Below are 14,472 nucleotides of genomic sequence, written 5' to 3'. Positions count from 1 at the left end.
GCGGGCGAAGACTTGGTTGGATATCGGCCATCAGGCCATGCTTGGTTCGTCATGCGTATCGTTCTCATCCTCGCTAACGCTGAACCACGGGTAATAGCTCTGGCGGCGCAGATAGTTTAAGGCAGTCTGAACCCGTATTTCCCGGCCCGTCGCGTCGTAATAGTGAGTGTCCGCGTAGCCGCAAGTCCGCATGGAGCTATCGACTACGTACTGCCAGGCATTGATAAAGTAAGGCTGATAGCTGCGAACCGGTTGGCCCTTGTTGTCATACTCGACGCGTCCCGATATAGCCCAGCGGGGATCTGCGCTGACTTCAACGGGTTTGCCATCAGCATCGACCACAATCTCGCCATCGTCACCTAGCTGCCAGGCGAGTCCCTCCACGGCTTTGGTAGCGCTTTGTAGCGGGCGCCCGAATCCGTCGACATGGATGACGGCGACGCGGATTTTCTGGGCCGCGTCACCAGGGTAGCGGTCCGCGACCAGCATCGCGCTGTTGACGGGCATCTGCACTGCGGCGGCCAGAGCATTGCTGACTGCTTTCGGCAGATCTGGACGAGAGGACTTTTCCTGCGCCCATCGACGCCCCGCCGCACGGATATGGCCTTGCCCGTCAATGAATCGCAACGCCAGCAATTTCCGCCAATGTTTCTGCGCCGTTGCGTTTTGTACGCCGAGATCCGCCAACGAAATCTGCCCCATCCAGCCAAAAGGATCATAGGCGTAAATACTGGCAACCCACTGAGGAGATGCGCCGGCCTCGGCAATTGCACGAGAAACCGTCAGGTCGGTGGGCACGGGGTTATCGGCTATCGTTCCGAAACCCACATGCCTCGAATTTTCCGTACCGTAGAATGTGCTGGCGACGGTCCGTCCAAGCGCGTCGATTTGCACCTCATGATGATTGGCATTGATGTCGACAACGCTAACTGGCTGCAGAAAGCGATAGTCGTATGCGAAAGTGGTCGTATTGCCTATGGCATCCGCTATCGACGTTACCGCACAGTAATGGCTGTCGTAGCTCGTTATCGATGCACCGGTAAGCACGGTCTTCTGTTGCGTAAGCGGACAATAGAATCCGCTCATATCGGAATACGTAGTAAAGCCATGCTTAACCACCCATACCGGATCCTCAACCGCGCCGGATACGGGCAGCACGGTGGCGCTCGACGTATAGCCAGCAGATTCAAGCATGGAGCTCAGCGTACCCGAATCCAGAATACCGTCGTAAGCGGCAATGCAGGTATTGTCCAGCTCGGCCGTCTCGCTGTGATCCACCAATGCCAGAAAGTCTGGCGTACCATCCGTTGTCTGGTAAACGGTTATGTTCTGACCGCCATAGACACGGGCTTGCGAATCACCCAACAGACCTCCGTTAGTGAGGCTCTCATAGTTCAAACCGTTAGACGGCACCTGACTGGCATCGTAGGTCAGTCGGTTCACACGCTGTTCTTTTGGCAGACCAAGTCTCCATTGCTGCGGGTCGGTCAAATGCCACACGCTGGCGCGTTGCTCGGTCAGGCGCAGCACCTGTTGCTCCCCGTCATACGAACTGTCCCAACTTTTTGCAGGCAAGGCGTTCGGGTACGGCGAGCTCGCCGGCTGCGCGCGACGCGGATAGTCAATGCCGACACTCCATAGCGGCGCACCGAACTGGTCGAGTGTGAACGTCACCTGCTGGCTGACTCTCGGATCGACCGAGATTCGTTCATAGCTGTAACCGGTCTGTTCGAGGGCTGTAGGCAAAGCCACGGCCGCTGGATTTGAAGCTAGTGCCTGAACCTGCCGTACCCGGTACCGGAATGTTTCAACGTTATATGGCACCGAGGCATTCGGGTCATCGTCGAGTCCATATACCTCATGGCGCAAAGCTGAACCCTTAAGCGCGCGGTACAGCCAGAACCGGGTCGCTTCGTCGGGATTGTTCAACGTAACATCTGACTGAGTGCCCGAATCAAACTGGGTAAGAAGCGTGGGATTGACCGTATAGGCATCGCTGTCCTGATAGGGCTGACCGTAGAGGCGGGTCTCGTCTTCTTCGCGTCCGGTGTGGTACCAGCGCCTGTTTTGCAAGGGCGAAGAAAACGCAATGCCGATACCCGTCGATGAGGCATCCTTATTTGTATCCTGTGCCTCAACATAGCCAAATCCACGAAACTCCTGCTCACAACCGTCGTAAACGCCGCCGCGATACCGATAGCTCTGACTCAGTACATTACCGGTGATCTCGTCTGTATTTGTCGAGGTACAGACCAGGTGAACGGGAAAAGGAAGTTGACTGACCGCTGCGCCGCCAGACGAAGCGCATTCCTTTTTCTGGTCCAACCATTCCTGCGCCGAGCTGCGATACGTCACTTCCGTATGCGCTCCCATATTGCTGTTGATGTTGTTCAGCAAGTATGGTTTGGCGCCGGCCAAGTTGTAGCACCAGTGCTGCGTGGTCAGATATGGTCGGGTGAGGACAAGACTCGCCATGCCTATGCCTTGCACATCGGCCACGCTCAACTGACACAGACGATCGAAATGGATATCCGCGGGAAGAGGCAAGTCGTGTGGCCCATCCAGGGCGTTGCCGGCCTGATTGAAATAGATATGAATCTGGTCGCTATCGACATAAATCATATCCGCAGTACCCGAACCATCCAGATCCGCCAGATAGATTCGCTCCGGATCGAAGCTGCCCTCATCGAAGCTGAACGACGCCAATTGGAACGGCGTGCCGAATTGTCCGCGCCCGAGGTTTGGCCACACGGTCACGCCGTCATGCCGGATGCGCACCAGATGCTGTTGTCCGGATCCCAGCATGTCACTGAATGCGACCAACTCGCGTGCGTCCCTGCGGGCAATGGGCAGGTCATCGCTCTGACCAATATCAACGCCGGCGGCGAAGCCGCTTCGCTGGTTCGCATATAGCCGGACGCTTCTGGGGCCGATTAATGCCAGGTCGCTCATTCCTGCGCCGACCAGGTTGACGAGTTCGGCCTGCGGGTGAAAAAACTCAACCGGCAGCGCGCTGAACGGTGTGAAGCCGGACCACTCGCCGTCTGGGTTCAAGGTAAAGAACCCGGCTAGTCCAGGCTGCGTCACGAGCCAGTCGAGCTTGCCGTCGCCATTGACATCCATTAGCTGCATCTGCTCCGACTGCATGGCAGGGATAAACGGCAACCGCTGCCAACTGCCGTAGCTCACGCAATCGCCGCCGACCTCGCCATCGCGCATCGGCGCACGGTAGAACCACAGATTGTCCGTACGATAAAGCACGCCAGCAATGCCCTCCCCGTACAGATCAACCATCTGATAGGGATGACCGTCGTTCAAGCCGGAGAAGTGGTCGAATGCCTGCCATTGCTCTGCGTCTGGTGAAAACTCGAAAGACGTGTATTGAAATTCGACTGGTGGCAACTGTTGAACCGCTCCATCCGGTTCATAAGCGAACTGTTGCCCGCCCAGCAGGCGCGTGAGTACGGGATTGTCGTCGTACTCCAGCAGCAATCGAGCGACCAGCGTATCGGGTTCGCCTAGCTCTTCGGGAAAGTGATGAAACATCAGGATCTGATGGCACAAGCGGTGATTGCGCAATTCAAAGCCGTAGTCATAGCGGGAAAATGCATCCATACGCGCCGACCACGTTTTGCCTGTACTCGGATAATAAGGAGGCGGTGCGGCCGAATCCATACCTCGCTCGCCGTAGTCAAACACGAGAGAGAAGAGCCAGGCCTGATGCTCCGGCGCGGTACCTCCGAACAGAAAGAGATCGGTAGAGGGTGTAACGTTGCCGTAGCTGATCTCGACTAGATATCGGTTCGTCTCATGGTCGCGCAGCGCTTCACTGCCGCTCATGTCGATACCGGCTCCGTCCTCTGCCCGGTAGCGATAGTAGATGTGATGCCCCGTTGCCGACATCGACTCTTCGGATAACCAGGCAGCAATGTGATCAGGTGCCGCGGGATCGGCAATCCGCGCGGTGGCCGTCTTGCCCAAACAATGCAATTGGCCGTCCGCAGCGTGGATCATCCAGAACGTGTTACCCGGCGTCGCGCCCACCCACTGTTCGATGCGATCGAAACTGCCTTCTATACGTGGATAATGGCGCGTTACCGCATACGATTCGTCAAGCTTGACTGAATTGTATTCAGATACCGAGGTGGTGATGACCCTACCGCCATCATCCCTTTCGGGCTCCAGCACTTCGCCGTCCGGGCCAACGAACTGATCGCCACTGCCGTAGCGCGGCACACCGTGACTGGTGCGGCGTGAAATGGAAAACTGATTGAGTGCCCACCCGATTCCGAACGGGCCATTGCCGGCGCCGCTGCTGTAATTCAACGTTATAGAAGGCGCGTAGCCACGCCCGCTAGAAACCGGTAACGGCAGATTCATCGACGCCATGCCCGTGGGACCGACTTGCCCCAGCGTGGCGCTCACACCCTGTATCGCGCCTCCGCCCTTGGGCAAAGAGGGTTCCGTAATCGCAGCCGGTGACTGAGTAGAAATTTTCATAATCAATGAAAGTGGTCGATGGGCCAAAACCCCGGGACGAGCGACATGCTCTTCAGGCGTCCTTGAGCGTGTATCGCAGGTGATAAACCACGTCGTTCAGACTTTCGGCGAGTGCGCGTTGCGCTCCCGCCGCGTCAGCGTCGAACACGACCAGACCCAGGGTTCCACTCGTGGCGGGCTCGCACTCAAACGGCAAATACCGGGGATCATTGAAATCCACGACGAACAGGCCAGAATCCTGGAGACCGCGCGATAGCGCCACCGTCGTGTTGCCCAGCGTTAGCGTGGCCTCAATATCCTGGTATGGTCCAAGCAACGCAGGCAAAGTCACACCGATGTTCTTGAAGCGGCTGGTCTTGCCGTTCTGTCCGTATGCCTTGTCGAGCGCAAGACTGGCGATATCCAGCGTAATGGCGAGCTGTTTCGTGGTGCTGTCGAGCTTCATCGAAATCGCGCCAGTGGTCACCGTAGTTCCGGCGTCCGTTGTCAGCGCCTTGTTCAGATTCGCTTTAAAACTTGCATTCGAATCTGACGACTGGATTCGCGTATCGAGGGAAACCGTTTTCTGCACTTCCAGCCCACGAGTATTATTCGTCAACCAGGCGTTCTCCAGTTTCTGGAGCTCCAGCAGCAACCCTTCACCGGCCAGCAACCCCTGGTACAGGTTGTTCCAGATAGGCGCCGTGAAGGAAGTAGCCAGTTTCCCGGCGGCAATTTCACGAGTTAGTGCGTTCTTCGTAGCCAGACACAACGAAACCGAGGTGTCGTACAGTTGGTAGTACAGCGACGACAGACGCCCCGTCATCCAGTTGTACAACTCCTGCCCGGTGAAACGGGTGCACTGCATGTCGTACACCGCCTGCTGTTGCGCCTGTTGCATCTCCACCAGCGCCAGCTGCTTCTGGGCCATGTTCAGTTGTTCTGTCATCGACTGGATCTGGTCGTCGAACTGCTCAAGATCTTTGCTCGCCAGATCGCTTTGAAGTTGCCACTCCTGCTGGCGGCGGCGATATTGTTCGCTGATGTCGATGCGCGCGGCCTGGATTTCCTCGACTTCGCCGGCAATCAGCATCGTGACACCGGTCGCGGTTGCCACGGCGCCCCATCTCGATCCGCCGCCGGCCAGTCCGAAGATGTTGGGCGTCATGGCCAGTCCCGCTCCGGCCATCAGGAATGGCGCCGCGGACGCGATCAGCGAGGCGCCCGCCGTGCGCATATTCATCGACGTCTGCTCGGCATCGGAAATCCAGTCGGCTGCGAGCCCGCTATAGAGCGTGTATCTGATTTGCGCGCCGTCGCGGGCCTTCTTCGTGGCATCCAGGGAGGCCTGCAGCGCGAGAATATTCGTGTTCTGGATATCCACGGTCTGGGTGAAGACCTGAATCTGTTGTGATTGCACAAGCAGCGTCATTTCCTCCGAGTCGCGCCGTTCGAGCACGCTCAACAGGGTGCTGCCAAACTGCGTCACGCTGTTTGCCAGCGAGCGCGCCTTATCGAGAAGCACGGTAAAGCGGTACTCTGTCGCGAGCCCGGAGCCCAGCGAACCTGCGGCATTGGCGTCGTTACCGGCGGCCGCCTGCTGCTGCAGTTCTCGCGGCGAGACCGGCTCCGCGTACAACGGCAGCGACAATGGCTGACCATCTATGCTCAGGTTGTGCCGCAGGTTGTATAGCCGCACGTCCAGTGTGTCCGAATACGTCTTCAATACCTGGTTGTATGGCGGCAAGAAATCAGCGTCCGCACCCCGCACGACGTCGCGCAGCATCATGGCTAGCGAGACGGTCTCGCCGGATGTAGGTAGCGTGTCGAACAGGTCGGCCTCATGGGCCACAGTGGGGGCCTGCCAGCTCGTGTCCAGTTTGATGACCGGGTCCGGGCCAAGCAACTGTTGCGCACGCACGTAACACATCTTGGCTTCGGCCAGCGTATCGCGCTCGAGTTGACGGTAAAGCGCGTCGCCCTCCTGAATGAGCAGGTTGATGAAATGCAGGAAGACCGCCAGTTTGTACTGCATGGGATCGGCCATCGCGATCACATCAGGATCGACAGTCACCGGCATGTCGCCATTCCATGCCGTGTCCGTCTGCAACGGCACCACGTTCCAGTAGCGCACGGCCTTACCGCCCGAGCCGTCATCGACCGTTTCCAGCGCGCCGTTGGCATCGCGGTAGCCTGCCGGGTTGAACAGGTATTTGAACGCGGTTTCGGCTTCATCAAAGCTTTGCTCGGTGAGCAGACGGTTGCCGATCAGGAATGGGATGTGGAAGAAGATCTCCCAGAAGTACAGGCCGTAGGCACCGTTGAAATCGATTGCTGTGCCGCCCTCGATGGTGGTATCCGTCTGGGTTGCGTAGCTTAGTAGTGTCGAAGGGGATTCGGCGAATGCCAACGGGAAAAAATGGCCGGAGTGCGTCGTTATCCGGTAGGACCATGCTGCAGTTGAGTCCTCCGTAGGAAGAAATTCCAGACTATCTGAAGCAATCTTAAAATACGAGTTGACCGCAACAGTCTCGTATTTGAAGGTCAGATCAACCTGGCTGCGCATCCCATCTTCATTTTCAGTATCGAAGATTATCCTGTTACCGACAAATCCAATGCTCTCGTCAATGCAAGGCACCTGTATCTGTACAGCCTCAGAATTCGCCGGAAGATCGTAACTTGAACTTATATCATCAACGATATAATTCAGACCAAGTCCGATGTAAAGCGTTCGAGCAGAAGAATTCTTATTGACGGCCGTCCCGTAGATAGTGACGCCACTCACGCTGGTCAGCGTTACCTCGACCAGTTCGCCCACTTCGAACTTCGTGTTCAGGGGTATCGAAAGGGAAGCAGGATCAACTCTCGCGGCTCGCGAGTTGGGAGTGTCGCCTATTACGTCGCCGCAAACGTAATATTCAGACCATGAGTCATCCCAGAGAGCAAAGCCATCGTATGACGGTTCGCCCAATTTCAATGTGTACCAGTTCTTCGCACTATCCGACACCAGCCCATAGACGAGGCCCTCAGCTACATCAACATACGCCCATATCCTGGCTGGAACAATCGTGGCGCCTTCGAGCCACGGCAGCCGCGGTAAGACACTCCACGATGCATTCTGCCGCCTCACCGCACGATTGACGTAGTACGAATATATCGGCGCATTGGTGTCCGTGGCCGTGCCCGACTGCTCCCTGGAAAGCCAGATCGCGTATAAACTACCCGCAAAAAAATACGGCGCCACATGATTATTGAGTGCGACCACACCGCAAGTAATCTCCTGCCATTCGGTCCATGCATCCGTGCGAGTCTGCCAGCTATCGTCCGTCACTCCGTTGCTTTTGCTGAAATCCGAACTGCGCCAGTAGTATTTTGAGGTGACCGCCTGATAGCCAATGTAATAAAAAGTATTCTGTGCTGAATCGGTAATCACCGACGGGTCATCGACCGTTGTACCGATCTTGTAGGCAGTAATGGTCTTGATATCGGTCAGATCCTCATATTCGAGCAGGTAATCCGTGAACGCGTCGTAGATCCTGTCTGAATCAATCTGCCCCTGCTCCAACGTCTGCTCAAGTTCCGCAAACAACTGGGTTTTCCCATAGCGCAGTTCCGGCTCGATATAGTCGGCGGCGTAATACAGCAACTGCTCCTTGCCGGCCCATGTGGAGTAGCGCTTGTTGTACACATCCCAGTTGAACAGAAACCCGTCCGGCTTCCATGCCTCTGCCATGCCGCTCCCGGCACCTTGAGCGACGTCGGGTTCCATTCCCTCCATGCATCGATTGATATACAACTGCGTACTGGAAATTGCTTCAGCAACACGGGCGGTGGTAACGTCATCAGAGATTTGCGTGTCCAGCAATAGATATTCATACAGGTCGTCGGGTGTCCTGATCCGGCCCTGCAGTGACACGGTTTGGTTATCGATCAGCGTGTCCGGCACGCAGTTGGCAATATAGTACTCGACGATTGCATCGCGGCGAGCTTCCTTGATTCGGGCAAGCAAAGTCTGGTTTGACATGCGTGATACTCCTTATCGGTTTCGCTGCAATCAGGCTGCGGTCAACGCGCCGGAAAAGACGCTGTCAGCGGTTCGTTGAATCAGGGCCGGGCCTTCGGCTTCGGGGTTCTGCTGCGACATGTTCAGCAAGTCTTCCAGCGTGCTGACGCCGACATTGAGTTGCTTGCCAATACGCATCCACGTTGCCAGTGAAAATACCTGTTCGAAGTTGACGGGATACTTGCCGTCGCCAAAGAGATCATTCGACGCCTGAACCGCAGCAGACTCATCCCAGCCGTTGGCCGTAGCCAGCAGTGCGAGGATGTCCGCCTGGGCGGGCGGCGGCGACGCATTGGCTGCACTGAAATACCGCATCGCTTCGCCGGGTGCGATGGCGACACGCAATTGCCATTCTTTGAGCCGCGACAGCGTAAGAAGCAGCCTGAGCGACGGAAACGGAGGCTGCGCCGGAGCATCGTTAAGCAGAAACGCAGGTGTATCGACCAATAGCGCGAGATCCAGCTCCGTCAAACCACCCCACTGCGCGATCAGCGCGTATTGCCCTTGAGCGTGGCAATAGCGCACGAGATCAGTCCTGCTCTGCAGGACGTCGAGATTTGCACCGGTTGTGCTGAAGACCGCACAGGTATCTGTCCAGAAGTCGTCGATTCCATAACCCGTGGACGCCGTACTAACAAAATAAAGATCCAGCCACGTGACCAGCTTGTCCATCACGTTGGCTTTCAGGTGAAACTGGCCGGCGATGTACTTGCACAGCTTGCCCCGCAGGTCAGGCGCGGTCGCGGTGGTTTTCCCGTTGTACTCGCTCAACGAATGGTAAATGTTGTCCAGATAGTTGAAGATGTCAGCGCTAGCCGTTTCGCTATAGCTTGCCGACAGCATTCCGGTGAGCGACTGCACATCAAGGGCATTGCTCGCCATCCATTGGGTGACAATCTCGGTGCGTTCAAGTATTCGCAGCGTATCCAGCGTGGCGGCGCCTGCGACCTTTTTCGCCAGCGCATTCGGCATATCCAGCAGATTCCAAAGTGCGAATACGTCGGAGACACTGAGCCCGCATAGTCGCGGGATCAACGCCAGCCGGTATAGCTGCGCGTAGCGTGCGGCATTCATGACCACTGCGTTCAGCGTCGTCGTCGCGCCGCTCATGAAGGCCAGTTGGGCCATCTGATACAAAGTGTCCGCATCGACGCCAAGAGCGCCGCACACCACTGCAATATCCGCATTCTGCTGACCAGTCCTTTTCGAATCCGTTGGATCGAAATTCAGCGTGGCGCCGATCGCCAACGCCGTGTTATCCGTGTCCGGGCGAGAGAAAACCTGCTGATGGAAACTGCGTTCACCCAGCTCTGCATAGGTATTGATGCTGCCGATCAGGCAGGCGAACGGGTCGGCCTGAAGACCATACTTGCGGTTCAATCGAACGTATTGGGCAACCGCATCGAGCACCGGCTCGTTCAGCGAAGGACCATCGGCAGGCAGACCCGTACGTGCAGTACCGTTCACATTCCAGACGATCCAGTCGAGTTGGTAAAACGGCAACGCCGTTTGCCGTGCGAGACGAGCGAGACGCTCCGCGCGGTCCGCGATGGCGACTGCGTTGGCCGACGTCAGATTCGTTACCGTGCCGGGCGGCGAACTGGTGTCATACTCAATCAGCAGCGGGGCAACGGTCGACGATCCCGAGTTGGACACATAGGTCTGCCCATAGACCGAAACCTTGACCAAGGTAGTCGGATTGGCCGACATCGTGTCTGCGAACCGGCTGATATCGCTAGCCGTCGCAGTTTTGTAGTCGTTCTGAGCGGTCAATGACAGGAAGTCGTTAAAGTCCAGTCCCAGCTTTCCTCCAAATACGTCCGCACTGCGCAACTCCGTTTCAATGTTTGCGGACGCGAGCTTATAGTGATCCTGTATTGTCGACGCGGTGGCAGGTGCCCCCGTCAGTAACGCATAAGTCGCCGGCGGAAGATCCAGTTGCTCACGTGTGGCCGGGTCCGGTCGTGTCCAGAGATCGCCGATGTCGATGGCGTCGCCGCTTGTAGTATCGTAGACAGCAAACGTCAGTGCGTCCGACTGTGCGCAATCCACAAAAACGGGATGTGGGAGATTGTTGGGATCGCTGCCGCTAGTACCTTCTCCGAGATACAGCCCGGTGCGCGCGTTGTACAAGTGAATGAAAGGGCCGTCAGGCAGCCGGTCGTAGTACAGCGGTTCGTGAATCGACGAATTGAAATTGCCGTTCGGATCGGACATCAAAAGTGCGTATGAACCGGACGCACCGCTATCCTGATCGTTGTCGTTCCGCAAATACTGATTGGCAGCCGGACCCTCCGCCGACATTAATTGCATATATGTGGCGCCTGCGCTATCCAGGGCAAACTGGAAGCTGGCTATGGCAGGGCCGCCGCCCCCCTTGCCAATGTTGAGATGCCATCCCTGTGTGTGACTGGGATTAGAGACATGGTCTGCCGAATAAAGAAAATCCGGAGTTGCGGCATCGATGGCTTTAAGCTGAAACTGACTGCCTTGCGGTGTCGGAGCCGACTGAGCGGGGTCGACAGGCTGAAGAGCCACGGCAGGCGGCGGGTCCCCGTTACTGAACGCGGCAGACATCTCGTCGTTCAGAACGCTCCAGACCTGATCAAGCGACGTGTTTCTTTCAGCGAGCGCGCTCTCAATGCGGATCCTGTTATCACTGTAAGGCAAAGACATTGGAAAATAGGTGGTTTCCAAGTCGGCCAAGGTAGCGCCGTTGGCCGCAATCCCGGCGTCGAGTACTTCCAGCAACAGGTCAAGCGTTGCGATTTCCTCGTTCATGTTCTGTTCGCTCAGTGCGAGCAGACCGATATCCGGACGCCGCGAATCAATGTTCAACGGCGAGTTGCCAGGGGCCGGTGGCTGTGCAGAATTTGGCGCATGCAAACCCCGAGCAATCGCATAGAGTTCGGTCAGATATTTTCCCGGCGAGAACAGTGACTGGATTGACGCAGCATCCGCATAAGCGGGTGCGCGCTCCGGGAACAGATCCGGGTAACTGGTATCGCCGCCCAGTGAGCGCACCATGCCCTGAAGCAGTGTCGCGGATTGCGCGTTGACTCCCATCTTCGGGATCGACTGGAGTCGAGGCTCGCCGCGAGCTTGCAGCGCACGATAAATTCTCGTCACGCTAGACGTCATCTGCGCTGCAGCCGCGTAAATCGCCTCGGCGTGCCCGGGAACGACATCTGCGATTGAATCGGCAAAGGCTGTACTGGAGCGCGCAGAGATGTCAAAGATGCTTCGATACCCGCGGCCAACCAATGCACTTTGCACTGAATCCTTGTCATCGATCTGTTGCAGTCTAATCAAACACTTCGACAGGCTTTCCATAAGATGTTTCCAGATTATTTAATTAGCATAACCACACATTTAAAGCCGAAAATAATTCTTCAGCCCGACTCCTTCGACTACACAGATCCACATCTCACTATGCACTGCATAGTTCGAAGCGAACCGCAATCGCAGTCTCCAGCTTCAATATCCATGCGGTTACTCAGCGCGGACGTTGAGTCTTTATGCTAGGTTTAACCTGATAACAAGAACGTGATCGTCACATGACAAATTTTTCATCCGCATAATGTATTTGGGCGACACACAATGATTATTTGTCGCAGCGCGTACGCCGTCCGGAGAGAAAAGCGGGGCGTCGCCCCTCATATTGGCGCGCCTCTCCGCAAAAGCTTCAGGGAGCACGTTTTGCTGTTGAATGGGCGGAAGATGGCATGACCGTCATCAACGGCATGCCCGAAAGGACCGGCGCTGCCAGCGCACCGGATTAGCACGCGACCAGTGGAATAGCTCGCTGAGTGGAGCGATCACCTGTTTTGGTCGAATATAAGAAATCGCCAACGCGCTTGCACGTCAAGGTTGCACGGCAAGCGCCATCCCTACAGTCGGCGGGTCGCCGCCAACTGTGGGTTTAATCTGCGTAACCCACCACGCCCTTGATCTCCAGAAAGTCCTCGAGACCGAACTCGCCGTATTCACGGCCATTGCCCGATTGCTTGAAACCGCCGAACGGCGCGTCCGGGTTGTAGTCCGCGTAGTTCAGGTAGATCGTGCCGGTGCGCAGCCGCTTCGCCACTGCGTGCGCATGTTCGATCGAACCGGACTGCACATAGCCCGCGAGACCATAGAGGCTGTCGTTGGCCATGGCAATTGCTTCGTCTTCGGTGTCGTAGGCGAGAATCGACAGGACCGGTCCGAAGATTTCTTCCCGCGCGATCGTCATGTCCGGCGTGACCTTGCCGAACACGGTAGGCCGCACGAAGTAGCCGTTCTTCAAACCTTCCGGACGACCGGGGCCGCCGGCCACCAGCGTGGCACCCTCTTCGATGCCGCGTGCGATCAGATGCTGGATCTTGTCGAACTGCTGTTCGCTGATCACCGGCCCGAGATCGGTGCCCTTCGCATCCGCGGCGCCGACGACCAGCGCTTCAGCCGCTTCCTTCGCATACGCCAGTGCTTCGGCTTCGCGTGCGCGCGGCACGAACATGCGCGTCGGCGCATCGCACGACTGACCGCTGTTGTCGAAGCACGCACGCGCGCCGCGCATCACCGCCTGCTGCAGATCGGCGTCCTCGAGAATCAGATTGGCCGATTTACCGCCCAGTTCCTGGTGCACACGCTTGACCGTGTCCGCCGATGCCTTGGCAACCTGCACGCCCGCCCGCGTCGAACCGGTGAACGACATCATGTCGATATCCGGATGACGCGACATCGCCTCGCCCACCGTGCGGCCCTCGCCGTTCACGAGATTGAATACGCCGGCCGGCACGCCCGCTTCGTCGAGAATCTCGGCGAAGATGATCCCGCTCAAGGGCGCCAGCTCCGAGGGCTTGAGCACCATCGTGCAGCCGGCCGCGAGCGCCGGTGCCACCTTGGTCGTGATCTGCAAGGCCGGCCAGTTCCACGGCGTGATCAGGCCACACACGCCGACCGCCTCCTTGCGGATCAGAATGCTGCTCTTCACGTACTCGAACTCGAAGGTGTCGAGCGTGCGGATCATCGTTTCCAGATGCGCGACGCCGGTCCATGCCTGCGCGTCGTTCGCGTATTGCAGCGGCGCGCCCATCTCGCGGCTGATCGCATGCACCATGTCGTCATAGCGCTTACGGTAGACGTCGAGAATCGCTTGTAGCAGGTCGATACGCTGCGCGATCGTGGTTTCGCTGTAGGTAGCGAACGCGCGTTTTGCGGCCGCCACGGCAAGATCCACATCGGCGGCGCTGCCGAGAGAAATCTGCGCGAAGGCGGTGGCGGTGGACGGATCGATCACGTCCAGCGCGACGGCGTTGGTCGGGTCTTGCGGATCGACCCATTGGCCGTCGATATAAAACTGCCTGGCGTGTTGCATGGGCTTGTCCTTTACATGAATGGTTGGCTCAGACCGTGGGCCGGAATGGCACCCGCAGCGGCATCGAACGCTTTACATCGACGCCACTCAATCTGAATGTCTTCAAATCGAAATTCATCGCTACGCAGCTTTGGCTCAGACTCCGGTTCTGCATCGATTCGACATCGATCCAATCAACCAGGAGATAAACATGAGCACCATCACATTCACCCGCATCGACGCTAAAGGCCCAGGCGCTTCCGGCCTGAATCCCGCCCTGCACGATCCGGCCGACGTCGTTCTCGAAGGCGCAAAAGCGCCGCACGCGTTCAACGCTTTCTCCGATGCGACCAACATGCTCTCCGCAGGCGTATGGCAATGCGATGCGGGCACGCTGAAGCTGGCCGACCTGCCGATCCACGAAGTGTGCGTGCTGATCGAAGGCGAAGTCGTCATCACCAGCGACGACGGCCGCAGCGAACGCTATGCCGCCGGTGACGCCTTCATCTTGCACAAGGGCTTCTCGGGTACGTGGCATATGCCGGTGGCGACCAAGAAGTACAGCATCGTGTACTGCGGTTGATACGTACTG

Annotated in this window: 5 protein-coding genes; 1 reads left to right on the top strand and 4 read right to left on the bottom strand. The window is 57.4% G+C overall.

All coding sequences use genetic code 11. From position 1 onward, the window contains the following. Positions 1-30: 30 nt before the first annotated feature. The 4 genes from PQR27_RS05800 to PQR27_RS05785 all read right to left on the bottom strand — a co-directional run bounded on the left by PQR27_RS05800 (position 31) and on the right by PQR27_RS05785 (position 13,901). A complete protein-coding gene (locus tag PQR27_RS05800; protein ID WP_408522763.1) occupies positions 31-4,425 on the bottom strand; it encodes a SpvB/TcaC N-terminal domain-containing protein in 4,395 nt (1,464 codons plus the stop codon). 127 nt (positions 4,426-4,552) lie between these two features. Continuing rightward, positions 4,553-8,503 carry a Tc toxin subunit A-related protein gene (locus PQR27_RS05795; RefSeq protein ID WP_408522762.1) on the bottom strand — a complete coding sequence of 1,317 codons (3,951 nt, stop codon included), beginning with the start codon at positions 8,501-8,503 and terminating at the stop codon, positions 4,553-4,555. A gap of 30 nt (positions 8,504-8,533) precedes the next feature. Continuing rightward, positions 8,534-11,875: a Tc toxin subunit A gene (locus tag PQR27_RS05790; protein WP_408522761.1), complete on the bottom strand. Its 3,342-nt coding sequence runs from the start codon at positions 11,873-11,875 to the stop codon at positions 8,534-8,536. Between the two features lie 589 nt (positions 11,876-12,464). Further along, a complete protein-coding gene (locus PQR27_RS05785) occupies positions 12,465-13,901 on the bottom strand; it encodes an aldehyde dehydrogenase family protein (protein WP_408522760.1) in 1,437 nt (478 codons plus the stop codon). A gap of 190 nt (positions 13,902-14,091) precedes the next feature. On the opposite strand from PQR27_RS05785, the gene PQR27_RS05780 reads away from it, so the two are divergent. Then, positions 14,092-14,463 (top strand): cupin domain-containing protein, encoded by a 372-nt coding sequence (locus tag PQR27_RS05780; RefSeq protein ID WP_408522759.1) that lies wholly within the window; start codon positions 14,092-14,094, stop codon positions 14,461-14,463. Positions 14,464-14,472: the final 9 nt, after the last annotated feature.

Source organism: Paraburkholderia fungorum (genome assembly GCF_046027215.1).
GTDB classification, from domain to species: domain Bacteria; phylum Pseudomonadota; class Gammaproteobacteria; order Burkholderiales; family Burkholderiaceae; genus Paraburkholderia; species Paraburkholderia fungorum_D.
This window is presented reverse-complemented; position numbering and strand designations above follow the sequence as displayed.

What these genes read in the sequence shown, in the direction of transcription:
- PQR27_RS05795 (WP_408522762.1), bottom strand. Translation starts at nt 8,503, where the DNA reads ATGTCAAACCAGACTTTGCTTGCCCGAATCAAGGAAGCTCGCCGCGAT.
- PQR27_RS05785 (WP_408522760.1), bottom strand. Translation starts at nt 13,901, where the DNA reads ATGCAACACGCCAGGCAGTTTTATATCGACGGCCAATGGGTCGATCCG.
- PQR27_RS05780 (WP_408522759.1), top strand. Translation starts at nt 14,092, where the DNA reads ATGAGCACCATCACATTCACCCGCATCGACGCTAAAGGCCCAGGCGCT.
- PQR27_RS05790 (WP_408522761.1), bottom strand. Translation starts at nt 11,875, where the DNA reads ATGGAAAGCCTGTCGAAGTGTTTGATTAGACTGCAACAGATCGATGAC.